Genomic DNA, 24,671 nt, shown 5'->3' with positions numbered 1-24,671 from the left:
CACTGGGACTTCACCCGACTGATGGCGATCCGTGAAGCCAACGAAGCGCAAATCGTCGAAGGCGCCGACGACAACCGCTTCCCGGTCTACCCGCAGCGCCTGGTCGCCGACATCCGTCGCGTGCTGCCGTCCGAAGGCATCGTCGCCCTGGACAACGGCTTCTACAAGATCTGGTTCGCGCGCAACTACAAAGCGCACAAGCCGAACACCGTGCTGCTCGACAACGCCCTGGCGACCATGGGCGCTGGCCTGCCATCGGCGATGGCGGCGCACCTGGTCTACCCGGATCGCCCAGTGATCTCGGTGTGCGGCGACGGCGGCTTCATGATGAACAGCCAGGAACTGGAAACCGCAGTGCGCTTAGGCATGCACATCACCGTGGTGATCCTGCGTGACGATGGCTATGGCATGATCCGCTGGAAACAGGCCAACATGGGCTTCACCGATTTCGGCCTGGACTACGGCAACCCGGACTTCGTCAAATACGCCGAAGCCTACGGTGCCAATGGCCACCGCGTGGAAAGCGCCGAAGCCTTCCTGCCGCTGCTCGAGCACTGCATCAAGACTCCAGGCGTGCACGTGATCGACTGCCCGGTCGACTACAGCGAGAACGATCGGATTTTGAACATGGATCTTCGCGAACGCTCGATGGGCATTTAAGGCGATTAGATGGCCTGTAGGTTGTCAAGATTGCTAGAGGTTTCTCAAACGGTGACTGGCAAAAGCCCAAGCCTGAGATGCATTGGTCAACAAAAAGCCCGCATTCGCGGGCTTTTTTGCTCTTTAGATAACTAGCGTAGGCAGGCGCCCATTTATTTCTTCGGAACTGCAGGTTCGCTCACCAAGCCGAGGCGCTGATTTCCTAGCTCTGTGGTCCTGAAGGCCAGAACGCGTTCTCGCGACATTTGCCAAATTTTCTCTGCGTTGCTCAGAATGCCCCTTACATCCCCCACTGACACAACACCTGTGCGGGCAGGGGTCTTAATCCAAGTACATTCAGTTCTTACATTGGTCCTCGCAATACGACATTTTCAGAAGAGAGGTCCTACCGTGAACAGCCCCATCCATGAGCAAATCGAATCACCCATCCCTTCTTACCAAGCGGATGCAGAGTTCTTTGAGTACAGCAAAGCTGCCAACCCAATCGGGTCAAAGCTCATCTCTAGAATCCCTTACCGGACATTTCCTGCCTCTCTTCATCAGGACGGTGAATCGAGAATCGTGCCTCTCGATTTGAGCGAAGACCTGGGTTGCATTGGTCCAGCCACAGGCCCAGGACTTTGCGCGAACTTCATCCGTTTGGTTGCTGGAGATACGCTGCACCTTTCACCGAATGCGACTTCTCAGGTTCTGTTTGTGATCACGGGCGAAGGGCATCTCACCTATGACCAGACCACGTTTAACTGGAGCAAAGGCTGTTTCATAGCGCTGCCGGCCACCCACACGACCAAGCTGAAAGCAGCTTCCGATTGCCAATTCTACTACGTGCACGACGAGCCGCTACTGCGTTATCTCGGCGTTGAGCAACGTGTTGACCGCTTTGTGCCGACGCTGTACACAGGAGAAGAGGCAAATGCCTACCTGCGTGAAGCTGCCGCAGATCCGCGGTCAAGCGATCGCAGCCGAATAAGCATCCTTCTCGGTAACCGAAACTTTCCGCAGACGCGCACGGTTACCCATGTGCTGTGGGCAATGTACGGCTTGGTTCCGGCAGGTGCAGTACAAAAACCACACAGGCACCAGTCGATTGCACTGGACTTTATTGTAGACTGCCCGCCCGGGTGCTACAGCCTCGTAGGGCCCCAAATCGACGACGCGGGGAACATCGTCAACCCTACCCGCATCGACTGGAATCCAGGTTTAGCGTTCGTTACCCCTCCAGGTTATTGGCATGCGCACTTCAACGAATCGAGTCAAGAAGCCTTCCTCATCCCTATCCAAGATGCGGGCCTGCAGACTTGGCTGAGAGCGCTGGATATCCGCTTCAGCTGATCGCGAGGATCACATCCGCCAATAGGGAGAATGACCAATACGCCCGACCATGAAATCAATGAACGAGCGCACCTTCGAGGAAACTATTCGCTTTGGCGGGTAGATGAACCACAACGAGCTCCTGCCCCCATCAGGTTGGCACTCCCATTCCGGAAGCCAACGCACCAGTTCACCCCGGCATAAAGGTGCATGTGCCAGCCAGGTGGGCAGCAGAGCGACTCCTAGCCCTTCTACAACGGCTATCAGCTGCGCCTCTAGGTCATTGATTCTGAGCGACACAACCTGACTTTGGGTCAACGCATCATCGCCCAGGCGCCAATTCAGATTGAGCTGCGCCTTGCCACAGATAAAACCCACATTTTTCAGATCTCTGGGGTGCAGCGGCACATTCCCACTATCGCAGGAGGCTGCAGCACACAGCACCCACTGCTCGTCCGCGATTTTTCTAGCTTTTAATGAAGAGTCCGGTAGAGATCCGATCCTGATCGCAAGATCTGCTCCGGCATCGATGAGATTGACCTGACTATCGTCACACGTCAAATCCACCTGAATTTGCGGAAATTGCTCTCGGAACTGTCCTAGGGCCGGCACAATATGGTGTCGTGCGAAAGCAGGTGGGACGTTGAGCTGGAGCACTCCACGAGGCGCGTCGTTCAGTGAGGATGCAGCCGCTCGCGCAATCTCCAATTCTTCCAGCACCCGCCGAGCATGCGTAAGAAAGGTACGACCGCCCTCTGTCAGCTTCAGCGAGCGGGTTGAGCGGTTGAAGAGCGCAATGCCAAGGTCGGCTTCAAGGTCACTGATATAGCGAGACACGGTTGAAGCCTTGACTTCCAACTCCTCGGCCGCACGAGAAAAATTATTGAAACGTGCTGCCTCTACGAAAGCGTTCAACGCATTGAAGTAGTCCAACAGTGTACCTCCGCCCTCGCCTTGTCACGCCTCCATGGCCCATCGCATGGTCATATTACAAAGTGTTACGGTAAAACCGCTAGGCCTGACTGACAGATGATTTGCCGACCAGGCCACACGGGCGACTGCTGATTGCCCGGTCACTAGAGCCCAGGTCAACCAATTACATCATTCGACTTAGAAACGATAATCCACTCGGAGGCTCGCGCTGCGGGGGGCCCCTGGGTAGTTTGAATTATCGCTGCCAGCCTTGGCAGAGACGAAATACTCGCGGTTGAATAGATTATCAACATTGAGAGTCACGTCGTAATGCTCGCTACGATATCCGCCTGCCAGTTCAGCCGTGGTGTACGAGCCAAGCGACACCTTATTGTTTGGAGAGGTGAATCGCTCTCCTTCGTATCGCCCGCCCCCAGCGACATAGAAGCCGGCCCCCAGCTCTTTCTTCAACCAGACACTCGCGCTGCTTTTTGGGGTAAGGGGGCTCGTATTACCGACAATGGCTTCGACCGGTGAATCAATCATTTCACCCTTCAACCATGCGTAACCTGCATAAGTCGACCAGCCATTTCCAAGATCGCCATTGATGGAGAGTTCAACACCGCGGGTGCGCTGTGTACCGGCGTCCAGGGAGAAACGAGTGTCTGTTGGATCGTCCATCAAGATGCCAGTTCGGGTCATGTCGAACACCGATACCGTCGCCGAGAACTTTTCGTTGATGTCGAACTTAGCGCCGACCTCTTTGTTGACGGTCTCCTCAGGGTCCAATTCATCGCTGTTTCGGCGCAATTCTCCATTATCAGCCATTGGCTGGAAGGACCGGCTGTAGGTGGCATAAAGCGACACCCAGTCCGTCGGCTCATAAACAAGGCCAATGCGGGGACTGAACGTGTTGTCCGTGCGTTCCAAGTCCATATCAGCGGTGCCATCATCACTACGCTTCGTCGCCAGGCGATCGAAGCGTCCGCCCATCATCAGCTTCCACTGAGGGGTGATTGTGATGAGGTCCTGAAGATATAAGCCGGCAATCGAGATATGGGTATCAGCGTCCGGGTTGGCCGCCGTGGAGCCAGGAATCTCCGGGAAGTCGATCAACTGCGGATTGAACACATCGTAGGTGGCGACGTTGCGAAGCGTCAGGCCTTTATCCTTCCGATCTTGGTAGCCGACCTCGATACCGTAGAGCGCCTCATGACTGAACGGGCCGGTCTCGAACATATGCTTCAGTTCATTCTGCCAAAATACCCCGTGTTCTTCCTTGTAACGCGCAGCGCGGTTGATACTGACCTTGTTTGTCGTCGTGTTGACAGTACCGAATGTCACGTACTTCCGGGTCACGTCAGAATCGTATGCCCGCAAAGCACTATGCAGGCTGAGAGAATCACTCAATGTACGATCAAGGGTGATCGTCGAGCCCTTCACCGTCGTCTCCACGTAGTTCTGGCCTTTCGCATCACGCGACCCGTAATACGTGTCGATATCAGCATCCACCGGATGATCGCCATAAGCGGGAAGACCTGTGTCTGCCAAGCGTTTGTCGTGGAGATAATCAGCTTGCAATGTCAAGGTTGTATCTGGATCGATGTTGAACTGGATAGAAGGCGCGAAGGCCTGCCGCTCAAGAAAATACCGATCACGGAAACCATCAGAATCCTCCAGGGCGCCTGTGAGCCTGACACGAATGGAATCGTCTTCGTTGCCCCCCCCCAGATCCATTTCAGTTCGGCGCTGCCCTTCAGTTGAGCCCATTATGCTGAGCTGCTGGACAGGGTTAGCCTCAGGTTTTTTCGTCACTCGGTTGATCAGCCCTCCTGACGATCCGCGCCCATAAAGCACAGAAGAAGGCCCCTTGAGGACCTCGACCCTATCGATATTGGACAGGTCCCGGAAGTAATAGGCGTCATCACGCATGCCATCCAGGTACATGTCATTCAGCGCCGAAAAGCCGCGAATCACAAACTGATCCCGCTGGCCATCACCTGCGTCCTGAGAAACACCAGGGACATTCTTGAGGGCGCCCTGCAATGTCGTAATGTTGCGGTCTTTGATCAGCTCCGCCGGCACAACATCGACGGTTTGTGGCACATCCTTGAGCGGAATGTCCGTTTTGGTAGCCGTGACGGCGGTGGTTGAGCGGTATGGCTGTCTAGCTTGTTCTGCGGAAATTTCTGTGGAAGGCAAGGTCAGCTGCCCTTGCTCACTCGCCTGCGCGCCGCCCATTATCGAGCTACCGCACATGCTGATCACTGCAACAAAGGCCGTTCTGTTCATTCTCTTTTCTCGGGCTGCCTACCGTCCGCACCGAAGGACCAGGCAGCAACGCCCCTTCGACGGAGCGAGAATTTAATGAGAATTGATCTTAGTTTCAAGAAAAAAACAGTCTGATAGGTTTGCATTTCTCATTCAGGTGACCAACCCGACCTAACACAAAAATGCAAGACACAATAAAAATCCATTTATTTCAGTTACTTATGGCACTAAAAATCAACCAAAGCTGACTAATCCGTCAAACAAGGTATAGCAACCCACCTCTCCATGCCGAACCTGGATTGTGCTAAATGTAAATATAAACACAAAAACCATGCCTTTTTTGTGTGGCTGGAGCAGTGGAACATTCACACGACCAAAGCAACGCTTCGCACTATCACGTCGAAACCTGTCGCGGATGAGCTTACGTCCTAGGAACGATGCTTCGATGGTGCTGTCACCATCTTTGGATCCAAAAAATTAGGGATCTGGTTCGCTGAAGAGGTGCCGCAAGGGCAACGCAGCGAAAAGGAAGTGTTCAGCAGGAGGCTGTCACCATGGTCTCATTTAGAAGCTCCTACCATCCCATTGATGCGGCAATTCTCTGGTGTGATCTCGCCGACCACGAAGCCGAGATCTTGCAAGTAGAGCTGTCTGATCCTGGCGGCTTGCTCAAGCACTTTCCCCAATGGCCTACGCTCCACCTTTACGCCGAGCGCATCTGCGACGCGATCATCTATGGGGAATTACCGGCAACCTATTTGGGAGGCCCCATTGGGCTGGATGATCCTGTGCAGCGCGCCTACTGGTCTATTCGCCATCCAGATCTGTACGGTTGGTTTGCCCGCACCTATCCGCACGAAAAGCCGGCATTTCTGTTTTCCCGGGAGAGTGATCATTCTCTTTGCGTGAGCCTGGGCGTGCATCTCGCACTCCAAGCGGATCGAGATGTCTTGCTGCGAGAGCTCGAAAGCCTCCATCGAACGCATTCGGCACTCTGCAACCAGGAGTCACCTGAGCTCGACGATCCAACCAAGGCCCCAGGGTTCAAGTCAAAGTCTGGGGCCATGCCTGAAAATGCCCCTATGCTGCTGTACGTGATCGTCGGGGCCCTGCTCGCTCTCATGTTGGGCAAAACGGAGAAGGGTCAGCCTCGATCTATCTTCGGTAATCAGGCAGCAATCGTTGACGCCATCACGATGCTGTTCCCGGATGTCCCAGGGTTGAGCAAACGCACCCTTGATCGGAAATTTGCGGAAGCACGACGTCGTTTCGCTCAAGCCGGGCGGGCATGAGCCGCGATTGCCAGGCAATCCGAGCGATTGCCTGGCAATGACTTCTATCGATTCCAGTTGTTGACTGAATGTCACATCCCACCACGCGCCATCCGGTGCTAAGGAGTGACATCATGCAACCGACAGCCCCTACCTCCACTTCCGCCGACCGCCACATCATGCGGCGAGATGAGGTGGAGCAGAAAACCGGCTTCAAACGTTCACACATCTACAACTTGATGAAAGCCGGCCTGTTTCCTCAGTGCCGGCGTATCGGCACGCGCGCTGTGGGCTGGGATTCGCTCGAAATCGAGCAGTGGGTGAAAGACCGTCTCTCCACGGGGGATTGAGATCATGAAAGTCTTCTCGTTGATCTCGACCAAGGGCGGCGCAGGCAAGACCACGGTCGCCGCCAACCTCAGCGGCCTGCTGGCCGATGCGGGGCTCCGGGTGTTGATGTTGGACCTGGACAGTCAGCCGACGCTGTCCAGCTATTACGCCTTGAATTTACCGCGTGAGGTCGGGTGCTACGAGCTGATCACCGAAGGGCTCACGGACGCACAGCAGATCGTCACGGCTACGGTCATTCCGCGCCTGTCGCTCATTGTGTCCAACGACCGAGCGGGTCACTTGAGCACCCTGTTACTGCATGCCGCCGATGGCCGCCTGCGCCTGCGCAATCTGCTGCCGGCGTTCGCCGACCAGTTCGATGTAATGATCGTAGATACCCAAGGTGCCCGCAGCGTAGTGGTGGAGATGGCCGTGCTGGCTTCCGATTGCGCCTTGTGTCCTCTCCCCCCGGAGATGCTCGCCGCGCGCGAACTCCGGCGTGGGACGCTGGGGCTGTTCGAAGAACTGAAGCCCTATCGGTATCTGGGCGTGGCTCTACCGTCGGTAAAGCTGCTGCTCAACCAGGTCAATGCCAACCGCCGCGACACCCGCCTGATCATGCAGAGCCTGCAGACCACCTTTGAAGGTGATCCGCATGTCAGCGTCTGCGACACGGTCATTCCGGACCGAGTCGCATACCTCAACGCAGCGTCGCTGGGCTTGCCAGTGCACCGTGTCGAAGCCACGCCTCCAGCCGGCAGCCGAAGCCGTTGCGCTGCGGCCGTCATGACCAGCTTAGCCATCGAGCTGTTTCCCGAGTGGGCGGACAAGCTCTGCCTGGCGACGGTCAACAGCCGCCAGCTAGCACATGCCAACAGCAGTCGACTGGCTGGGCGTAGCTGATCGGAGGATGCGAGATGAAACCGCCAACCTCCGAAGACGTCACCCGACAACTGCAGCAGGCGCACTTCCCGCAGAGGAGCCGAGAACAGCCGGCCAACCCGGTCAGTGAAACGGCAATGGTCGTAACGCTGGAGCAATTGCGGCCCTACGAACTGAATCCTCGTGTAGTGCGCAACCCGCTGTACGACGAGCTCAAGGCCTCCATTCGCGAACGTGGCCTTGACCATCCGCCGTCCATCACACGCCGGCCCAACGAGCAGCACTTCATCATTCGTAATGGCGGCAACACTCGCCTGAGCATCCTCGGCGAATTATGGCAGGAAACCCGTGAGGAACGTTTCTTTCGTCTCAATTGCCTGTTCCGCCCCTGGCAATCCGAATCGCATGCCCTGCTCGGGCACTTGGCAGAAAGCGATCTGCATGGACAACTGACGTTTATCGAGCGGGCGCTGGCGGTCGCGAAGCTGTTGGACATGCTGCAGGAGCCCGGCGAGGCCCTCAGCCAGCGTGAGCTCGCTACACGCTTGAGCAAGGGTGGCTATCCCGTCTCCCAATCGCATATCAGCCGCATGTTCGATGCACTCGAGTTTCTCCTGCCCTCCATTCCCCAAGTGCTGTATGCAGGCCTCGGCAAACCCAATATCGAGCGCGTGATTACCCTTCGACGCCGAGCAGAGTCTACCTGGAATCAGTATTTCGGTGATCGCCAGCAGTTTGCGCTGCTCTGGATGGAGGTGCTGTCCACCTTCGATGACGAGAAACCCGAGCTGGATGCCAGCGATGTGCAGGATGAGCTCATCGCCAAGATGGCTCTGTACCTGAACCAATCGCCGCGAGTCCTGGCGCTGGACATCCATCAGGACCGTCGCGCGCTGCCGAACCCGGCACCGCCAATTCCGAGCTTATCTAAACAAGACGCGAGCCCCAGCCGTGCACAATCAGGGGAGCAGGTTATCGAACCAGCGCAAATTCCCGAGACCCCGAACTGTAATCCGGGCGTGACCAGCGTTGAGGTCACCCCCAACCCGGAACCTCGGCTACCGCATATCCTGCAGGCGCTTGAAACCCAATCGTCCGGGACCCAACCACCTGAGGTCGATGGTTCAGACCGAAGCATCACGGGGCCGCCGAACACCGGAATTGAACGTATCGATGACATCGACGGCCTGCGGGAAGCCTGTGCCGAGCTGGCGCAGGACCTGGCGGTTTACGCCGATGCCAACGACTTGGTGCTTCGGCAATCAGAGGGTCTCGGTTTCATCCTCGCCCTGGACCAGTACTCCCCCCTCACCCCTCGACGTACGGGCATTCAGCTGGTGCTCTCGGCGCTGTTGCGCCTGCAGGATGACGTGGCCTGGGTGCAACGTCAGCAGTTGCCTGCCGCTCTGTTTGGGCAGTTGCTGATTGGCGCGTACGACCTGCCGTTTGCCGAGCGCCCTGCCCTGACCATTGGCCTTGAGCGCTTGCCAGACGAGCAGCTGGAGCAACTGTTTGCCCTGATACGCCATGCACGACAGCTGATCGATACCACGCTGTCGACTCTCCGATAACGTGAGGAGCCACCTCATGACCACGACTTTCAACCTGCTGAATCATGCCATGTTGAATCAGGTGCTGCATGAGCTGCGCCACGGGCGTTTGCAACGCTGCAAAGCGCTCGGCCTGGCGGATGAGGACATTGAGGTGCTGCAGTCGCTGCCGCCGACCACACTGTCGCAGCTGGCCCACTCTACGATCAGTTGGGTCGAGATCAAGGTCGACACCACTGTATTGAGACGGCTCATCGCCCAGGCCGAGCGGGACGAACTGAACGAGCGACTGATCAACCGAGCGCTGAAGCTCGGCGCCAGCTCCAGCATCATGTATCGCTGCTTCGGCCTGGACCATTCGGAAACCGCCCTGCGCCGCCGAATACTGAAGATCGAAACCCACCGCGGTCGACCGGTACAACTCACCGAGGCGCAGGAACATGCGGTGTGGAATCGCTGGAGCCAATTGCGCGAGGAAGACCCGGAGAATGATCCACTCGACGCAATGATGATGCTCGCCGAAGAGCAGCACATCAGCCTGACGCTGATCTGGCAACAGATCGAATTGTACGGAGGTGCTCCATGCTGAGCTTCTATGAGGTCGACTGGCAGGACGTCGTGCGTCAGTGCTACGACGCACTTCGGCGGCGCTTGGAATGGCAGGCCGCCCAGGCAAAACTGGCAGAGGCCGCTGCTGCGGAGGCACCGATCCGCACGATCTACTATGGCGATAACGATCCACTGCCGATGAAGCTGTTGCTCGACCGCCGCCTCACGCCCCTGGAGCGCAACACCTGGCAGGTGCTGCGCTGGCTGATCACCGAGCGCAGGGTGCAGACACCGCGCTATCAAGACCTTCAGCCCTACCTGGCCACCAGCCCCTGCGGCACCCAGGCCTCCCGGGAAACGATCGCTCGGGCGCTCAATGTCTTGCGCACCACCCGCTGGCTCAGTCTGGTCGAGCGTTCGCGGGATGCACATGGCTGTCTGCGCGGCTGCGTCTATGTGCTGCACGGAGATCCGTTGACGGCGGCCGAGCAGCTCGAGCTCGACAGTGGCTACCGATCACTGCTGCTGCAGAACATCACCCATGCCACCAAGGGCGTCAGGGATGTCACCGAGCATGTGATCGCGGACATCCAGGCCGACTCCAAGGTCGCGACCTCCGACAAAGCCTTCCTTGCTACGCCCCCCGCCGTGGCGGAGCAACACTCACTGCCGCTGACCAACCACGAGGCGGCAGATTCCGAACGCGGTGAATGCCACCCGGTTCGGAATCTCCCGGCGCCGGCAAGGGATTCCGAATCCTGCGGCAAACCTCCGATTTCCGCTGCCGTTCGGAATGCCGACAATGGCCGTACAGTACAGAAAGACAAAAGCAAAAAAAGTACAGTACTGGCGCACGTGGAGTTCGGACGAGCACGCTGGCCAGAGGATCTCAAACTGAGCCCTGCCGAGCGGCGCATGGCCTCCCAGGCGATGCGCCCGCTCGAGCCGGAACAGCAACAAGCGGTAATCAACGAGGCGGCGGTGCGGTGCGCTCGCGGCGAGATCCGAAAACCGGTCGCCTATCTGATGGGGTTGATCAAGCGGGCGTGCCGCGGCGAGTTCAACCTGTGGGCCGCACGCAGCGATACGACTGCCCCAGCGCACACACCGCGGCGGCCGCCGACTGCGGCGCCGGAACCTGAACCACCTCGCGAACGCCGACAGCCCGGCGAGCAACGAATCGCCTCGCCACTTGCCCTCGCCTGCCTGGAAGAACTCAAACTGCGTTGCCGCGTCCCCGCTGCATCGACCTAGCGCTGGAACGCAGTGGCTTTGATGCCTAGTGTGATCAAATCCACGGACGTCCACTCTTTAAAAATGCGAGCTCAGCACCTTCGCGTTGATTCACGCCGAGGGCGATGACACAGCTCATCGTCTGCCTCACTTCAACGGCGAGGATCCGGCGATGGTCGATCACTACCAGCTCAATCTGGGCTCATTGCGCAGCAGCATCACGCTCACCCTGCACACCCACCATGCCGCTCGACTGTGGCAGGGACGAGCCGCCCGCGAGGGCGTTCATGGCATCCTTGGCATGGCCGGCTATATCAGCGTGACCAACCTGCTCAAGCAGGCCAGCAGCCAGGACGATCCCTTCGCCGACTGGTTCATGCTGCAACTCGAAGACAAGCTGCTGCAGGCGAAGACTGATCTGCAGACGTTGACCGAACAGGTCAGCCTGGTGGAGCGCGATCTCCCCACTCAGGTCGATGTCGGCGACAACCTCAATATCCATCCGGTGACCCTGCCGCTGTTCATCGGCAGCCAGCTGGGCTTTCTCGCCGTCTACCTGCTGACCGATTACGACACGTTGGTGCGACGGGTACTGCTGGCGCATCACACCGCCTTGGTTGGCCGTGGCGACATGGAGATCTGGATCGACCGCGGCGCGCACCTGCTGCGCAGCGTTTTCGGCCTGGCCCAGCGCTACCGCCTGGCCGGCGTCAGCCGCGACGACGTGGCTGCCAACAGCGCCCGGGCGCGTGAGGCCGTCGAAAAGTTCGGCTTACCCCCGCAAGACGTCCTCGAGGGCACGCGCCGCTCTCGGTTCGCCCCGCCCATTCTGCGCCAAACGATGGACGCAAGTCTGGCCACAGCAGCGGCTGAGATCGCCGACGAGCCCCTGATCCCGCCGCCCGCGTTGGAAGGCGGTGACGTATGACCCTGGCCGAAGCCATCGCGCGGCGCCTTTCAACGGATGCCTATCGTCAGCTCGAACAGGGTGCCTCCCTAAAAGGCCTTTTAAAGCCTTTTAAGGGTAAGGGGGAGCTGCAGCAGTTCGCCGAATCGATCCTGCGCCTGCGTACCCAGGTCTCAGGGTTGATGGCGGGCATGCTGGCGATCGTGGCGCAGCCGCCCTTCTCGCTGCTGGACCTGCGTTTGGTGGTGCAGCACAGCGCAGCCGGGACGGATTTTCTGCGCTGGCGCAGCCGTGACTTCAGTCGCATGGGCGTCGAGGTGTGGAAGCAGGCGATGGAGCAGCCGCACCTCGCACCTACCGTGCGCGAGGCACTGCACCAGTTGGAGGTCAACCGCGTGGTGCTGAACCTACAAATGAGCAGCCTGCACTCACTGCACCGCCAGGCTTCGGCGTCCGCCCACCAGTTACTCGACGCCGAGGTCGCCCTCGGCAGTTCCGTTTCCCCCAACCCGGAGTCAATCCCATGAGCACGTTATTTGTTGGCGAAGGCAACATCGGCAGCGTTCCCGAGTTTCAGGAGTTCAACACCAACCCTGAAGAACCGCGTCGCCTGCTGCGGCTCAATGTGTATTTCGACAACCCTGTACCGCGTGACGGCAACTACGAGGACCGTGGCGGTTACTGGGCCCCGGTCGAACTCTGGCACCGCGATGCCGAGCACTGGAGCACGCTCTTCCAGAAGGGCATGCGCATCCTGGTCGAGGGCCGTACGGTCAAAGAGGAGTGGGAGGACAGCGAGGACAACGCGCGGGTGACGTTCAAGGTCGAGGCCCGGCGCATTGGCATCCTGCCCCACCGTCTGGCGTCAGTGACCATGCGCGGGAAGAACCAGGACGGCGGCAAAGGCGACGGCGCCAGCACTAGTCGTAAACCCGCGAGCAAGAAGAGCCCACGCAAGTAGGGTGTCTTGTGGTACTCGGTGGACTGGCCGAGCCAGCGTGCAGCTGATTCAGCACGGCCACCCACCGAGCGCGGGACACGCCGCCGGGGGTCGCTCAGTGGCGCGATGATGAGGCCAGTCTGCAGTGGGCCAGCAGCAACGAGGCCTGCTCCAGATGTTCATCCAAAGCGCGGAACGCGCGCCAGTGTTCGGGACTTTCGCGCAGCCATACCTCAAGCCGGGTGCGAGCGTCAGGGTTGTCCGGCTCCAGGTGCGTGGCCAGCAACAACTGGTACGCCTTCAACTGCAGAGCCTCGGCCCCACCGTCCTTGCTTTCGTTCATGTCCCTACCCTCCACGAGAGTTGGCAACTGCACTTTATTGGGGTGATACGCCTCATAAGGTTGATAGTCAACCTTATGAGGCGTTCATATGCGCGGGTTGATGGTCAACCATATGGGTCGAATTGGAGAACGCCCCATTGCCCGCGAAGAAGCCTAGCCTACGCCATCATATTGGCCGCCAATTGGCCAAGGTCCGCACTGCCTGCAATCTGACGCAGGAAGAAGTGGGCGTGCAGCTGCACGTAACCAGCGAGGCCATTTCCCGTATGGAGCGGGGTCAGGTCGACCTGTCAGTAAGCAAGCTGCTGCGGTTGGCGGACATCTACCAATGCACGGCAGACGAACTGTTGCTGGCCGCGAGCAGCCGGCCTCTCGATCAAGGGCTGGTGATCGCTGAGCTGCTGCAAGACCTGAATGAAGCCGATCGGCTGTATGCCGTGGAAAACTTGCGGCAACTGGCCACACACCTCGCCCGGCGCTGATCCGCGTACTCCAATCACGTTCCCCTCCGGCCAATCGCTGAAGTGATTAGCGCCCATTCGGCTTTCCGCTAGCCTCCCCTTCCCACCCCGGCACGCTGTTGTGAACCGACTGGGAGTGCCTGCTCATGCGTCTGTTCATCTGTGAAAAACCTTCGCAAGCACGCGATATCGCTCGCGTGCTCCAAGCCACGCGGCGCGGCGACGGCCGCCTGGCGGGGTCGGGAGTGATGGTGACCTGGTGCGTTGGCCATCTGCTGGAGACCGCGCCACCGGAAAGCTATGGCGACCGTTACAAGCGCTGGACCTTAGAGGACCTGCCCATCATCCCCGGGCAGTGGCAAGTCGTCGTCAAACCGAAGGTGGCCAAGCAGTTGAAGGTTATCCAGGGCCTGCTGCAGTCATGCTCCGAGGTGGTAATCGCCACAGACGCCGATCGCGAAGGCGAGATGATCGCTCGCGAAATCATTGAGCGTTGCCATTACCGCGGACCGATCCTGCGCTTGTGGCTGTCTGCCCTGGATGAGGCATCCATCCGCCGGGCCTTGGCCGCGCTTCGTCCGGGTGAGCAGACCCTGCCGCTGTATCACTGTGCGCTGGCGAGATCCCGCGCCGACTGGCTGATCGGCATTAACCTCAGTCGTCTGTTCACCCTGCTAGGCCGCCGTGCCGGTTTTGACGGGATACTGCCAGTGGGCCGCGTTCAGACACCGACATTGCGCTTGGTGGTCGAGCGCGATCGCGCCATCGCCAGCTTTGTCGCCAAACCGTTCTGGACCGTTGAAGCCACCTTGGAGGCCGACGGCACGCGCTTTCGCGCACGTTGGCAGCCCCCTGCAAACGCCTGCGATGACAGCGGTCATTGCATCACTGAAACCGTCGCGCAGGAAGCCGCCGCACGACTGGAGCATCGAGCCTCGGCGCAGGTCAGCAACGTCGACATCGAGGCCGTCCGCGAAGGTCCGCCCCTGCCCTTTGACTTGGGCACCCTGCAGGAAGTCTGTTCCGCCAAACTGGGCCTGGGCGTTCAAGAAACACTGGCCGCAGCGCAGGCGTTGTACGAGAACCATAAGGCCACAACCTACCCACGAACCGACTGCGGCTTCCTGCCCGAAAGCATGCTGGATGACGTACCCAAGGTACTCCGAGCCCTCGCCGCCGCGTCGCCGGCCTTGTCGCAGTGGTTGAAATCGGCTGACCCAGCACGACGTTCGCGCGCCTGGAACACGACCAAGATCACCGCCCACCACGGCATCATCCCCACCGCGGTGGTCATCGACCTGGCGCAGTTGTCCGAGCAGGAGCGCGCCGTCTACTCGCTGATCCGCGCCCGCTACCTGGCCCAATTCCTCCCGGATCATGAATACCTGAAGAGCCAAGTGCTGCTGCAGGCAGGTCAAGACCGTCTGATCGCCCGCGGCAAACAAATCCAAGTGCGCGGCTGGAAAGCCGTGATCGACGAGCTCGGTGACAGCGATCGGCCAGAACCCAGCCAACCGCTGCCCACGTTGCGCGAAGGAGCTGACATCACGGTGCTGGACGCCATTGTCTCCGCTCAGCGGACCCAACCCCCGAAAGCCTTTTCCGAAGGCACCCTGGTCAAAGCGATGAAGACCATTGCCAACCAGGTGGACGATCCGCGGCTCAAGCAGAAGCTCAAGGACAGTATCGGCATTGGTACCGAAGCCACCCGCGCGGCGATCATCCAAGGCTTAATCGATCACGGGTACTTGCAGAAAAAAAGACGCAGCCTGGCGGCATCCGCCGCCGCGCACACGCTGATCGAGGCCGTACCACGAGAGGTCGCCGATCCTGTACTGACCGCTCTCTGGGAGCAGGCGCTGGACCGTATCGAGTCAGGCCAGCTCAGCGTCGATACCTTCCTCGCCAAGCAGGCGGCATGGCTGACTCAGCTGGTGCACAACCACCGCTCGCTCACGCTGCCACTGCCCGCCCCGAAGGGCCCAAGCTGTCCGGAATGCCGCAGTGCCATGCGCCAGCGCAAGGGCCGGACCGGAGACTTCTGGTGGTGCACGCGTTACCCAGACTGCAAGGGCACGAAGCCCGTGAAGACGAGCAAGCGCCCGGTCAGATCCAAGTAGCGGTGGCGCCAACGCTTGACGTCGACCGGCGGCGCTGCTGTAGTGGGACTGCCCATCGCCCCTGGCGATCCCAGACCGATTCGCTCCGGGCAGTTCGGTCAGACTCATTGAGTTCGGAGCCACCCTCACCGCTTCTTCGGAGGCCTTCTCAGCGTTCCAAGTCCTCTAGGCGGATGACCCGTGCAGCTTGTACCAGGCTGCACGGGTCATCCGCTTCGGCGACGATGCTCAGCCCCGGTGCCCGCCGGCGAAAGACTGGGCACCTTTTGTGCGCGGATGCGTGCCAGTTGGTTCCGATCCAGGCCACGACAAGGGTCGGTTGATTGCGCGGAACGACAGCTTGAGGTTTGCGATGACTTGGCTGCCCGGATACGAGTCAAAGGTGGTCCCTCTCCTCCTAGCCTGATGACCGTCGGGCTATTTTTTCGCCGTCCAAAATCCACTGAGAACCACCCACTTCCGCTCCCTCAGACCGCCTGCAATCCTCGGTTGACGCGCCTTTGGCAGCGTTTTATAGATGAGTTGCACGCCGCTGTCGTTGACAGCACCCAGACAGCCAGGACCTTCAAGGCTGCGCCCGCTTCGGGTGGTTCTCCCCAAGTGCGACTCGCGCTCGGCAGCTCGCACGGTCATCGCCCCATCGATGATGAGCGCCCTCCACACCGATCACGTTTTTGCACCTCTCCCTTGCGGAACTCACCAGCCGCCAGGGCCGGTGGATATCCGCGTTTCTGCTGAACAGGAGCTCCACCATGACTACTGCAAGCAATAACGCCCCCACCACCTACTTCAACCTGCACACCCAAGGCATCGGTTATCTGAACCGTGTTCGCGAAGTTCCGGTCCGCCGTGGACAAGCGTTCATGGCCTGTGACATCGCGGCCTTGCACGGTGCCTCGGATGACGTCGAGTACACCCGCTTCGATTGCAAGGTCGCCAGCGGCGAAGCCGATAGGCTGATCCGTGAGCACCTGGAAGACGTCCGCGCGGAACGCAAGGTACTCATCGCGTTTCGCATCGGCGATCTTTGGGTCGATCCGTTCCTGTACGAGAAAGGCGAACGCAAGGGGCAACCCGGCGCCAGCCTCAAAGGCCGACTGATCTTCATCGAGTGGATCAAGGTCGATGGCCAGTTCAGCTACCGTGCGCCCGCCCGCACCGACGCTGCCCCCGCTGCTGAGGGTGCTGAGGGTGCTGAGCACGCGGAGACGGATGGAGATAAGGCAGACACTGACGGTGACTCCGATCAAGGTCAGCCAACCCCGACCGCCGCGCGCAAACCCACCGCAGCCCATCAGTCTGCCTGAGGCAGTTTGACCACCAGCAACAGGCGCTCCCAAGAGCGCCTGTTGCTCATTCACGTCCGAGGTCGCCATGGAAAGCTTCTGGCTCTGTGAGGACTGCCTGCAGGCCGTTGCCTACGAGGACTTCAGCGCGCTGTCGCTCTACTACAGCGAGGCTGAAGTAGAACAACGCATCACTCTTATGCGCAACGAACTGCAGGCCTTACTGCCCATAAGCGCCGATTTCGATCCGCACACTGGCGCAGGCATTCAGGCCTTTTCCACCCACCCGTGCGAGGGCTGCCACAGCCCGCTGCACGGCGCGCGTCATCGTTTTACACGTCTGTGACTCACCTCTCTCACCAGTCTGGGGCACTCCCCCAGGGGGCGCTCCGTCTCCCACGAGGAATTGCCCATGAACACTGCCCACAATCGGGTCGAGCATCTCGACTCTGCACTGGCCCAGCGTGCCCGCGAGGATGCGCTGCTGAGCGAAGCGCTGGAGTTGCTGGATCAACGATATTTCCAGCGCGGCGAGCAACTGATCTCACCGTGTGATGCAGCGTCCTATCTGAAATTGCAGCTTGCGCCCTATCACCATGAGGTGTTTGCGCTGCTCTGCCTGGACTCACAGCACCGCGTGCTGAGCTTCGACATCCTCTTCACCGGCAGCATCGACGGCGCCTCCGTGTATCCGCGCCAGGTCGTCGTCAAAGCACTCGAGCACAACGCCGCTGCAGTGATCTTCAGCCACAACCACCCCTCCGGCTGCTCGGAGCCGAGCAGCGCCGATCGGGTGCTCACTGCTCGCCTGATCGAGGCATTGGCCTTGGTTGAGGTGCGTGTGCTGGACCACATCATCGTGGGCGAAGGCACACCGCTGTCGTTGGCCGATTACGGCTGGATCTGACCATCCTCACCATCTGGAGGGTCACCGCCTGTACGGGGTGACCTTCGCATTTTTTGGAGCGCCATCATGTCCACACCTCTTCGCAATCCCTTCCTCCGCGGCTTCCAGGACCTGAGCTACGAACGCGTGGTGCAGATCAGCTATGCCGACGATTGCCCTCCCTGCTACCGATCCCTTCACCCTGCGCTACATGACCTGCCGGATGACGGCATCAATTTCCAGCCGTGCCTATTCGATGATGACTTCGCGGTGATTACTGACGGCGAAAGCGTGCCCGAGTTTGTCCGCATGCGGTGCCCTGCCGACGGCACCGTCAGCCAGGTGCTCTACCAGGTCACAGGGCTGCACCATGGCCGCCGGCGACACGTCAGCGATCTCCCCAGCGAGGAAGCTGCACAGCACTTGATCGAGCAGCTGTCCTTTGCCACCGGGCATTACAGTCGCAGTTGGGAGATCAACAGCGCACACCTGCCTGCAGAAGAGTTCGAGTTTCTGCAGGTGTGCGCCTGGTGTCGTTCACCGTCCGGCTTCTTCGAATGTTTCGTGCTGAGTAGCAACAACGCGGTGGGCTGCAAGCTGTACTCGACGCCCTGGCTCAAAAACATTACCTCGGGCGGCACCTACTTCAGCACCGAGGAAGTGACTGCACGTCTGCGCGCAGATCACGTGCCACCGGTGCTGCTGCGCCTGCTGTTGCTGGCCGGTGAGGCCGACACCCGCCTGCTGATCTTCGACCCTGATGCAACGCCGCTTTCCGAGTTACCCATGTTTGTCGAAGATTGACCTCAAGGCGCCTCCGGGCGCCTTTTTCATGGTTGCGCCAGCATAATCCGGTCGGCGAACTTCGATTTTTCAGTGGGGGTGCACTCTGGCTTTTCGACAAGGTGTCGGCATCTTTTGTCGAGACCTGGTCATGCACATCCCCACGTTTTTCTCGCTTGGACTGATGTTCACGTTGCTGGGCTGCAGCACGCCGCCACCGGCGCCCGCCCCTGCACCACCCGCACCGGCCCCGACCGCAGTGGCCAAGCCAAAGTCCCCGGTACCCGCCTGGGTCCGACAGGACCGCTACACTCTGGCCAGCACCCGGCCAACGCTGGAGCAGCGCCAACCGCTGTATCAGCTGGTCAACGTCCAGATCGCCCCTGTGCTGCACGCAACGGTCGGTGAAGCACTGCGCCACGTGCTGCAGCACTCGGGCTACTCCCTCTGTCCCGATAACCCTGCCGTGGCGCGGTTGTTCCACCGCCCCTTGCCGGCCGTGCATCACGTCCTCGGGCCGATCTCGCTGCTGGATGCCTTGACCATCATCGGCGGCCCCGCCTGGCGGCTCGACATTGATCCAGTCGAGCGTAGCGTGTGCTACGCCCTGCGCCTGCCCACGCCCGAACCACCCTTCTCGACACTGGAGACCGCACCATGAAGGTTCACCATTTTCAGGCCTTGGTGATCGGCGCCCTGTGCCTGGGTGCTGCCGTCCTCGCGGCTGCAAGCTACAACCAGCACCAGCAACTGGCTGAACTGCAGACCGCCGCACGCAATGCGCCGGCCGACACTGGCCCGTCACTGCGTCGCGACATCGGTGAATTGCGCACCAAGCTCACCACCCTGCAGCCTCGAGTCGCGGCCCTGGAAGACCTCCAGCACCAGCACACCAGTGCGCAGGCAATGCTCGGCCAGCAACTCGACGAGTTGGCGACGTCCGTCAAGGTGTTGCAAGCGGTACCGCCAGGACCGAGCAGCGCCGACCTGAGCTCTCTGGCACAACGCATGGGCGTGGCGGAAGCGGCACTCGAGAAGCTGTCGACCGCTCCTAAGGTGCCAGAAGCTACCGCCGCATCCCAATCTGCCTCCAACCGTGAAAAATCAAAAGCCAAGGCGCTGCAGCCGCCTTTCGCCCTGCAGGGTATCGAGACGCGCGGCACCATCAGGTTCGTGACCGCGTTGCCTGCCGGCGCCCATGCACTGTCCACCGTGCACCTGCTCCAGCCCGGTGACAGCTTGAACGGCTGGCAACTGCGGGCGATTCGCGAGGGCCGGGCCGTGTTCCACGTCCCGGGCCATGGCGATCGCACCCTGCCCATCCCGTGAGGAGATGAACGTTGTATAGGTACTCAGCGGTTGCGCTCATCCTGTTGCCGGCTTACGTGTTCGCCGACCAGGGCTCGAGTGTCGCCAAGCATGTCGACGCTCAGGTGCAGTTTAGCGAGCAGTCGCCGCTGGCACGGCAGGCGTCTGCAGCAGACCAGGCCAAGGCCTGGGGTCTGACAGATGACGAATGGGCCACCTTTGAGCGTCTGCAGACCGGCCCCCGCCATTACTGGTCGCCGCAACTTGACCCGCTCACCACCCTGGGTGTCGAGGCCAATTCGGATCAGGAGCGGCAGCGCTACGCCGAGCTGCAGGTCCGTCTGGAGGCCAAGCGTGCCGAGCGCGAACTGGCCTATCAGAAAGCCTACTCCGCGGCCTGGGCGCGGCTGTTTCCGGGTCTGCAGCCTGTGCAGGGGATGAGCGACGATGCCGGCCCCTTGAGCAGCAGCCGCACGGCGCTGTTCGTGGAAGACAAATGCGCCGCCTGCGTGACCAGCCTCCGACAGTGGCTGCAGGCCGGTGCGCGGCTGGATGTGTACCTGGTCGGCAGCCAAGGCAACGACGCGCGCCTGCGCCAATGGGCGCAGAGCGCAGGCGTCACTGCCGCCCAGGTCAGCGGAGGCCAGGTCACCTTGAACCATGACCGCGGCCGCTGGTTTGCGTTGGGTGCCAGCCGGCCCCTGCCAGCCCGCTATCAGCAGGTGGACGGAAAATGGCAGCGCATCGACTGATTCTCGCCCTGGCGATGGTCGGGGCGACCAGCGTTCACGCAGGCACACTGCCGCCGCCGGCCTATCAATTGGCGGCCGCGCACGCCGGCATTCCCGCGTCGGTGCTGTTCGCCATTGCCCTGCAAGAAAGTGGCACTCCGCTGCGCGGGCAGCTCATGCCCTGGCCGTGGACCTTGAATGTCGCTGGATCATCACTGCGGTTTGCCCGGCGCGATGAGGCGTGTGCCGCACTGAGGGAGGCGCTCAGCCGCCACGATCCCAAGCGCATTGATGTCGGGCTTGGACAAACCAACCTAGGTTATCACCCGGACCGTTACCCCAGCGCCTGCGATGCCCTCGATCCCCGCACCAACCTCGCAGTCACCGCCGAGCTGTTGCGCGCGCACTATGCCGACACCGGTGACTGGGTTGTCGCCGCCGGCCGCTATCACCGGCCTGCCGGTGGTGATCCTGCGGCGCGCTATCGCCGGCAATTCAGCCGTCATTGGCAACGCGTCCAGTCAATCGCGGCTGCCCCAGGAGGGTCACTGCCATGAGCTGCTTGCGCTCGGTGGCCCTGGCCCTCTGCCCCTGGCTGTCGTTTGCCGCTAGCGCTGAGTCCAGCAGTCTGCCCGCCTCCACCACGCTGAACTGGGTGCTGCCGGTGCGCAGCGCTCGCCTCTTGCCCGGAATCGTGCCGCCCAGGGCATTGCGCCTTCCCAGCATGACGCCGCTATTTCTGGTTGGGCAGGACGCTGCTTCCCTGGAGTGGCTGTCGCAGCACGCCCAGGCGCTACAAGAGCTAGGTGCCAATGGGTTGGCGGTCGAGGTCGACGACGTGCGGGCGCTGCGTCGCATCCAGACGGCAGCGCCTGGGCTGAATATCTGGCCAGTCAGTGGTGACGACATCGCCGAGCGGTTGGAGCTGGACCACTACCCGGTACTGATCACGCCCACCGGTCTGGAACAGTGAGGACACCTAATGGGCGAGCATGCGATGGAATCCCTGCTGCGACCTGCGGTGGAACTGTACACCGTGGGTATCTGCGCCGGCGCCGGTGCGCTGTGCCTGCATTCGCCCTGGGCCGTGGCACTGTCGCCCGAGGTAGGGGCAGGTATGGCGCTGGCGTACACCGCGTTCGGCCTGAAACGGCTCAACGAGGCGCGGATCGTCCTGCGCTACCGGCGCAATATCCGCCGCCTGCCCCGATACTCGCTGACCAGCCGGCAGATCCCGGTAAGCAGCAAGCGCCTGTTCATGGGCCGCGGCTTTCGCTGGACGCGCCTACACACGCAGCGGCTGCTCGAAGCTCAGGACCCGGCGCTGGCCCACTATGTCAACCAGTCGGCTGCCCACCAGTGGGCGCGACGGCTGGAACAGCTGCTGGAGAAGGCCCCGCCAGGGCTGTCGCTGCTGCCTCGTCTGACCGCCTGGGACAGCCCGTTCAACCCCGTGCGTCCGCTACCGCCGGTGGGTGGCTCGCCACTGCTGCACGGCGTCGAGCCGAAGGAACAGGAAGCCATCCTGCCGCTCGGCGAACGGGTGGGACATACCCTGGTGCTGGGCACTACACGGGTGGGCAAGACGCGCCTGGCCGAGGTGTACATCACTCAGGACATCCACCGACCGAGCCGGGAAGTGGTCATCGTCTTCGACCCCAAGGGCGATGCCGACCTGCTCAAGCGCATGTACGTCGAGGCTCGTCGCGCCGGCCGTGAGCATGAATTCTATGTATTTCACCTGGGCTGGCCGGAGATCTCCGCACGCTACAACGCTATCGGCCGCTTCGGCCGCATTTCGGAGGTAGCCACCCGAATCGCCGGCCAGTTGAGTGGTGAAGGCAACTCGGCGGCCTTCCGCGAGTTCGCCTGGCGCTTCGTCAACATCATCGCCCGAGCGCTGATCGAGCTCGGCCGGCGCCCGGACTACCTACAGATCCAGCGCCATGTGGTGAACATCGACGCGCTGTTCATTGAGTATGCCCAGCACTTCTTCGCCCGCCATGATCCGCAGGCCTGGGAAGCGATCGTGCAGATCGAAGGCCGCTTGAACGAGAAGAACCTCCCGCGGCACATGGTTGGCCGGGAAAAGCGCGTCGTTGCCATTGAGCAGTACCTGACCGCCAAACGTATTTTCGACCCCGTCATGGACGGCCTGCGCTCGGCCGTGCGCTACGACCGCACCTACTTCGACAAGATCGTCGCCTCATTGTTGCCACTGTTGGAAAAGCTCACCAGCGGCAAGACCGCGCGGCTGCTGGCCCCGAACTATTCCGACCTGGACGATCCGCGGCCAATCTTCGACTGGCTACAGGTCATCCGCAAACGCGGCATCGTCTATGTTGGCCTGGACGCGTTGTCGGATGCCGAAGTGGCCGCCGCCGTCGGCAACTCGATGTTCGCCGACCTGGTCTCCGTTGCCGGCCACATCTACAAGCACGGTATCGATCACGGCTTGCCCGGTTCCTCCAGCGCCGCGGACAAGGTGCCGATCAACCTGCACGCCGACGAGTTCAACGAGCTGATGGGCGATGAGTTCATCCCGCTGATCAACAAGGGCGGCGGTGCCGGTATTCAGGTCACGGCCTATACCCAGACCTTGAGCGACATCGAGGCACGTATTGGCAACCGGGCCAAGGCTGGTCAAGTCATCGGCAACTTCAACACCCTGCAGATGCTACGCGTGCGAGAAACCGCGACGGCGGAACTGCTGACTAACCAGTTGCCAAAGGTCAACGTGCAGACACGCACCTTGGTCTCCGGGGCGACGGACACCGCCGATCCTGATGCCCATACCGACTTCACTTCGTCCTCACAGGATCGCGTCACCACCACTGCGGTACCGCTGATCGAACCGGCGCACATTATCGCCTTGCCCAAGGGGCAGATGTTCTCGTTCCAGGAAGGCGGCCAGCTGTGGAAGGTGCGCATGCCACTACCGAAGCCCGCCAGCGACGATGCGATGCCTGCGGATCTGCAGACCCTGGCTGCGCGCATGCGCGAATCGTACAACGCCAATGCGGGTCGTTGGTGGAGTAACGAGGGAGGCGCACCCACGGCCGATTTCGATCCCGAGATGCCTCCACCAGGGCGCAGGCACGCGCCATAAGCGACCGAGTACTGCGGAGACCCTATGACGACCTCTCCTGCCAGCCCACCTCCTGCGCAACGACGTCCGGGATTCATCTTGGGCACGCTCGAGCTTTGCCTGCGAATGCTCGGTCTGCTGTTCGCTTCGCTGATCTTCTCCATCGTCCTGGAGTTCATGGGCATACTGTGGTTCTGGCCCGACCAGGGCTGGCATCACAGCCATGCCATGTGGCTCAGTGAGCTGGGATGGCTCAGCGATCACTTCAAAAACTCGCTGCTCGTGGAGGAGCCCGCGCAAGCCACCGCAGAGGTCCTTCAGCACCTGAGTGAATGGGTCGTGGTCCGCTCCGGCTGGGCACAATCTGACACTCAGCTGAAGCTCCTAAGTCACGAAATGTCGGTGCAGGGACAGTTTGCTCAAGCCTATGTGGTGATGCAGGACTACCTATTGGCCGCCTTATTCACCGTTTTTACCTTCGTCGTGCGCCTGGCCGTCCTCACCCTGGCGATGCCCCTATTCCTGGTGGCCGTTATCACCGGCGCGGTCGATGGGTTGATGCGTCGCGACCTTCGCAAGTTCAGCGCAGACCGCGAAAGCAGCTTTGTCTATCACCGAGCGCGGCGGACGTTGCTACCGTTGATGATCAGCCCGTGGGTGATCTACCTCTCACTGCCGTGGTCCATCAATCCCATCTGGGTGCTGCTGCCGTGTGCCACACTGCTCGGTTGCATGGTCGGCATTACTACTACCACGTTCAAAAAATACCTTTGACAGTTGGTTGTGCGAGCTCGGCTCACTACGACCGTACCGGTCGCCTGGACCTACCGCGTTGCTCTCTGCCTACAC

The 24,671-nt window shown here is 60.7% G+C and carries 27 protein-coding genes; 24 read left to right on the top strand and 3 right to left on the bottom strand.

Going from position 1 to position 24,671, the window contains the following annotated elements:
- Together ACI2KK_RS15970 and ACI2KK_RS15965 are read left to right on the top strand one after the other, a co-directional pair.
- Nucleotides 1–660 (top strand): thiamine pyrophosphate-dependent enzyme (locus ACI2KK_RS15970; protein ID WP_404669598.1); only part of this gene is annotated, 660 nt, incomplete at its 5' end.
- Nucleotides 661–1,050: 390 nt separating this feature from the next.
- Nucleotides 1,051–1,992 (top strand): cupin, encoded by a 942-nt coding sequence (locus ACI2KK_RS15965; RefSeq protein WP_404669597.1) that lies wholly within the window; start codon nucleotides 1,051–1,053, stop codon nucleotides 1,990–1,992.
- 9 nt (nucleotides 1,993–2,001) lie between these two features.
- Here ACI2KK_RS15965 and ACI2KK_RS15960 read toward each other — a convergent pair whose 3' ends face one another.
- The gene (locus tag ACI2KK_RS15960) at nucleotides 2,002–2,904 is read right to left on the bottom strand and encodes a LysR family transcriptional regulator (protein WP_404669596.1); all 903 of its coding nucleotides are present in this window, start codon (nucleotides 2,902–2,904) and stop codon (nucleotides 2,002–2,004) included.
- 177 nt (nucleotides 2,905–3,081) lie between these two features.
- On the bottom strand, nucleotides 3,082–5,175 hold the full coding sequence (locus ACI2KK_RS15955; protein ID WP_404669595.1) for a TonB-dependent receptor: 2,094 nt from the start codon (nucleotides 5,173–5,175) through the stop codon (nucleotides 3,082–3,084).
- Nucleotides 5,176–5,708: 533 nt separating this feature from the next.
- Here ACI2KK_RS15955 and ACI2KK_RS15950 point away from each other — a divergent pair.
- The 9 genes from ACI2KK_RS15950 (at nucleotide 5,709) to ACI2KK_RS15910 (ending at nucleotide 12,837) form a co-directional block, all read left to right on the top strand.
- Entirely contained in the window at nucleotides 5,709–6,446 is a 738-nt protein-coding gene (locus ACI2KK_RS15950) for a hypothetical protein (RefSeq protein ID WP_404669594.1), read from the top strand.
- A gap of 113 nt (nucleotides 6,447–6,559) precedes the next feature.
- Nucleotides 6,560–6,775, top strand: coding sequence for an AlpA family transcriptional regulator (locus tag ACI2KK_RS15945; RefSeq protein ID WP_404669593.1), 216 nt, complete (start codon nucleotides 6,560–6,562; stop codon nucleotides 6,773–6,775).
- Between the two features lie 4 nt (nucleotides 6,776–6,779).
- Nucleotides 6,780–7,658 (top strand): ParA family protein, encoded by an 879-nt coding sequence (locus ACI2KK_RS15940; RefSeq protein ID WP_404669592.1) that lies wholly within the window; start codon nucleotides 6,780–6,782, stop codon nucleotides 7,656–7,658.
- Nucleotides 7,659–7,672: 14 nt separating this feature from the next.
- The gene (locus ACI2KK_RS15935; RefSeq protein ID WP_404669591.1) at nucleotides 7,673–9,208 is read left to right on the top strand and encodes a ParB family protein; all 1,536 of its coding nucleotides are present in this window, start codon (nucleotides 7,673–7,675) and stop codon (nucleotides 9,206–9,208) included.
- Between the two features lie 16 nt (nucleotides 9,209–9,224).
- On the top strand, nucleotides 9,225–9,776 hold the full coding sequence (locus tag ACI2KK_RS15930) for a DUF2857 domain-containing protein (RefSeq protein WP_400620767.1): 552 nt from the start codon (nucleotides 9,225–9,227) through the stop codon (nucleotides 9,774–9,776).
- Nucleotides 9,770–10,990: an STY4528 family pathogenicity island replication protein gene (locus ACI2KK_RS15925; protein ID WP_400620770.1), complete on the top strand. Its 1,221-nt coding sequence runs from the start codon at nucleotides 9,770–9,772 to the stop codon at nucleotides 10,988–10,990. The genes ACI2KK_RS15930 and ACI2KK_RS15925 overlap by 7 nt, the downstream gene beginning before the upstream one ends.
- Before the next feature lie 151 nt (nucleotides 10,991–11,141).
- On the top strand, nucleotides 11,142–11,897 hold the full coding sequence (locus ACI2KK_RS15920; protein WP_400620773.1) for a PFL_4669 family integrating conjugative element protein: 756 nt from the start codon (nucleotides 11,142–11,144) through the stop codon (nucleotides 11,895–11,897).
- Nucleotides 11,894–12,403 (top strand): DUF3158 family protein, encoded by a 510-nt coding sequence (locus ACI2KK_RS15915; RefSeq protein ID WP_400620776.1) that lies wholly within the window; start codon nucleotides 11,894–11,896, stop codon nucleotides 12,401–12,403. Before ACI2KK_RS15920 ends, ACI2KK_RS15915 begins: the two co-directional genes overlap by 4 nt.
- A complete protein-coding gene (locus ACI2KK_RS15910; RefSeq protein WP_400620779.1) occupies nucleotides 12,400–12,837 on the top strand; it encodes a single-stranded DNA-binding protein in 438 nt (145 codons plus the stop codon). Before ACI2KK_RS15915 ends, ACI2KK_RS15910 begins: the two co-directional genes overlap by 4 nt.
- Nucleotides 12,838–12,931: 94 nt before the next feature.
- Here the strand turns inward: ACI2KK_RS15910 and ACI2KK_RS15905 are convergent, their stop codons facing one another.
- Nucleotides 12,932–13,159: a hypothetical protein gene (locus tag ACI2KK_RS15905; protein WP_404669590.1), complete on the bottom strand. Its 228-nt coding sequence runs from the start codon at nucleotides 13,157–13,159 to the stop codon at nucleotides 12,932–12,934.
- A gap of 137 nt (nucleotides 13,160–13,296) precedes the next feature.
- On the opposite strand from ACI2KK_RS15905, the gene ACI2KK_RS15900 reads away from it, so the two are divergent.
- From ACI2KK_RS15900 to ACI2KK_RS15840, 13 genes are all read left to right on the top strand, one after another.
- Nucleotides 13,297–13,641 (top strand): helix-turn-helix domain-containing protein, encoded by a 345-nt coding sequence (locus ACI2KK_RS15900; RefSeq protein WP_400620784.1) that lies wholly within the window; start codon nucleotides 13,297–13,299, stop codon nucleotides 13,639–13,641.
- A 125-nt stretch (nucleotides 13,642–13,766) separates the two neighbouring features.
- Entirely contained in the window at nucleotides 13,767–15,740 is a 1,974-nt protein-coding gene (locus tag ACI2KK_RS15895) for a DNA topoisomerase III (protein ID WP_404669589.1), read from the top strand.
- A 752-nt stretch (nucleotides 15,741–16,492) separates the two neighbouring features.
- Nucleotides 16,493–17,047: an STY4534 family ICE replication protein gene (locus ACI2KK_RS15890; RefSeq protein ID WP_400620790.1), complete on the top strand. Its 555-nt coding sequence runs from the start codon at nucleotides 16,493–16,495 to the stop codon at nucleotides 17,045–17,047.
- Nucleotides 17,048–17,114: 67 nt separating this feature from the next.
- Nucleotides 17,115–17,372 carry a hypothetical protein gene (locus ACI2KK_RS15885; protein WP_400620793.1) on the top strand — a complete coding sequence of 86 codons (258 nt, stop codon included), beginning with the start codon at nucleotides 17,115–17,117 and terminating at the stop codon, nucleotides 17,370–17,372.
- A gap of 66 nt (nucleotides 17,373–17,438) precedes the next feature.
- Nucleotides 17,439–17,933 carry a JAB domain-containing protein gene (locus ACI2KK_RS15880; RefSeq protein WP_400620796.1) on the top strand — a complete coding sequence of 165 codons (495 nt, stop codon included), beginning with the start codon at nucleotides 17,439–17,441 and terminating at the stop codon, nucleotides 17,931–17,933.
- A 66-nt stretch (nucleotides 17,934–17,999) separates the two neighbouring features.
- Nucleotides 18,000–18,716 (top strand): hypothetical protein, encoded by a 717-nt coding sequence (locus tag ACI2KK_RS15875; RefSeq protein ID WP_400620799.1) that lies wholly within the window; start codon nucleotides 18,000–18,002, stop codon nucleotides 18,714–18,716.
- 130 nt (nucleotides 18,717–18,846) lie between these two features.
- Nucleotides 18,847–19,356, top strand: a complete 510-nt coding sequence (locus ACI2KK_RS15870) for a PilL N-terminal domain-containing protein (protein ID WP_400620801.1) — start codon at nucleotides 18,847–18,849, stop codon at nucleotides 19,354–19,356.
- Nucleotides 19,353–20,024: a hypothetical protein gene (locus ACI2KK_RS15865; RefSeq protein WP_400620804.1), complete on the top strand. Its 672-nt coding sequence runs from the start codon at nucleotides 19,353–19,355 to the stop codon at nucleotides 20,022–20,024. The genes ACI2KK_RS15870 and ACI2KK_RS15865 overlap by 4 nt, the downstream gene beginning before the upstream one ends.
- 56 nt (nucleotides 20,025–20,080) lie before the next feature.
- Nucleotides 20,081–20,755: a TIGR03759 family integrating conjugative element protein gene (locus tag ACI2KK_RS15860; RefSeq protein WP_404669601.1), complete on the top strand. Its 675-nt coding sequence runs from the start codon at nucleotides 20,081–20,083 to the stop codon at nucleotides 20,753–20,755.
- On the top strand, nucleotides 20,737–21,291 hold the full coding sequence (locus ACI2KK_RS15855; protein ID WP_400620807.1) for a transglycosylase: 555 nt from the start codon (nucleotides 20,737–20,739) through the stop codon (nucleotides 21,289–21,291). Before ACI2KK_RS15860 ends, ACI2KK_RS15855 begins: the two co-directional genes overlap by 19 nt.
- Entirely contained in the window at nucleotides 21,288–21,707 is a 420-nt protein-coding gene (locus ACI2KK_RS15850) for an integrating conjugative element protein (protein WP_400620810.1), read from the top strand. The genes ACI2KK_RS15855 and ACI2KK_RS15850 overlap by 4 nt, the downstream gene beginning before the upstream one ends.
- A 9-nt stretch (nucleotides 21,708–21,716) precedes the next feature.
- Nucleotides 21,717–23,843: a type IV conjugative transfer system coupling protein TraD gene (gene traD, locus ACI2KK_RS15845; RefSeq protein WP_404669588.1), complete on the top strand. Its 2,127-nt coding sequence runs from the start codon at nucleotides 21,717–21,719 to the stop codon at nucleotides 23,841–23,843.
- 24 nt (nucleotides 23,844–23,867) lie between these two features.
- Entirely contained in the window at nucleotides 23,868–24,596 is a 729-nt protein-coding gene (locus ACI2KK_RS15840; protein ID WP_400620817.1) for a TIGR03747 family integrating conjugative element membrane protein, read from the top strand.
- Nucleotides 24,597–24,671: the final 75 nt, after the last annotated feature.

The organism is Pseudomonas sp. NPDC089406, assembly GCF_044900265.1.
GTDB classification, from domain to species: domain Bacteria; phylum Pseudomonadota; class Gammaproteobacteria; order Pseudomonadales; family Pseudomonadaceae; genus Aquipseudomonas; species Aquipseudomonas fakonensis.
This window is presented reverse-complemented; position numbering and strand designations above follow the sequence as displayed.

Bases quoted from the DNA above. Each gene is read 5' to 3' on its own strand.
- ACI2KK_RS15955 (WP_404669595.1), bottom strand. From the start codon at position 5,175: ATGAACAGAACGGCCTTTGTTGCAGTGATCAGCATGTGCGGTAGCTCG.
- ACI2KK_RS15950 (WP_404669594.1), top strand. From the start codon at position 5,709: ATGGTCTCATTTAGAAGCTCCTACCATCCCATTGATGCGGCAATTCTC.
- ACI2KK_RS15945 (WP_404669593.1), top strand. From the start codon at position 6,560: ATGCAACCGACAGCCCCTACCTCCACTTCCGCCGACCGCCACATCATG.
- ACI2KK_RS15940 (WP_404669592.1), top strand. From the start codon at position 6,780: ATGAAAGTCTTCTCGTTGATCTCGACCAAGGGCGGCGCAGGCAAGACC.
- ACI2KK_RS15935 (WP_404669591.1), top strand. From the start codon at position 7,673: ATGAAACCGCCAACCTCCGAAGACGTCACCCGACAACTGCAGCAGGCG.
- ACI2KK_RS15930 (WP_400620767.1), top strand. From the start codon at position 9,225: ATGACCACGACTTTCAACCTGCTGAATCATGCCATGTTGAATCAGGTG.
- ACI2KK_RS15925 (WP_400620770.1), top strand. From the start codon at position 9,770: ATGCTGAGCTTCTATGAGGTCGACTGGCAGGACGTCGTGCGTCAGTGC.
- ACI2KK_RS15920 (WP_400620773.1), top strand. From the start codon at position 11,142: ATGGTCGATCACTACCAGCTCAATCTGGGCTCATTGCGCAGCAGCATC.
- ACI2KK_RS15915 (WP_400620776.1), top strand. From the start codon at position 11,894: ATGACCCTGGCCGAAGCCATCGCGCGGCGCCTTTCAACGGATGCCTAT.
- ACI2KK_RS15910 (WP_400620779.1), top strand. From the start codon at position 12,400: ATGAGCACGTTATTTGTTGGCGAAGGCAACATCGGCAGCGTTCCCGAG.
- ACI2KK_RS15905 (WP_404669590.1), bottom strand. From the start codon at position 13,159: ATGAACGAAAGCAAGGACGGTGGGGCCGAGGCTCTGCAGTTGAAGGCG.
- ACI2KK_RS15895 (WP_404669589.1), top strand. From the start codon at position 13,767: ATGCGTCTGTTCATCTGTGAAAAACCTTCGCAAGCACGCGATATCGCT.
- ACI2KK_RS15890 (WP_400620790.1), top strand. From the start codon at position 16,493: ATGACTACTGCAAGCAATAACGCCCCCACCACCTACTTCAACCTGCAC.
- ACI2KK_RS15885 (WP_400620793.1), top strand. From the start codon at position 17,115: ATGGAAAGCTTCTGGCTCTGTGAGGACTGCCTGCAGGCCGTTGCCTAC.
- ACI2KK_RS15880 (WP_400620796.1), top strand. From the start codon at position 17,439: ATGAACACTGCCCACAATCGGGTCGAGCATCTCGACTCTGCACTGGCC.
- ACI2KK_RS15875 (WP_400620799.1), top strand. From the start codon at position 18,000: ATGTCCACACCTCTTCGCAATCCCTTCCTCCGCGGCTTCCAGGACCTG.
- ACI2KK_RS15870 (WP_400620801.1), top strand. From the start codon at position 18,847: ATGCACATCCCCACGTTTTTCTCGCTTGGACTGATGTTCACGTTGCTG.
- ACI2KK_RS15865 (WP_400620804.1), top strand. From the start codon at position 19,353: ATGAAGGTTCACCATTTTCAGGCCTTGGTGATCGGCGCCCTGTGCCTG.
- ACI2KK_RS15855 (WP_400620807.1), top strand. From the start codon at position 20,737: ATGGCAGCGCATCGACTGATTCTCGCCCTGGCGATGGTCGGGGCGACC.
- ACI2KK_RS15850 (WP_400620810.1), top strand. From the start codon at position 21,288: ATGAGCTGCTTGCGCTCGGTGGCCCTGGCCCTCTGCCCCTGGCTGTCG.
- traD (WP_404669588.1), top strand. From the start codon at position 21,717: ATGGGCGAGCATGCGATGGAATCCCTGCTGCGACCTGCGGTGGAACTG.
- ACI2KK_RS15840 (WP_400620817.1), top strand. From the start codon at position 23,868: ATGACGACCTCTCCTGCCAGCCCACCTCCTGCGCAACGACGTCCGGGA.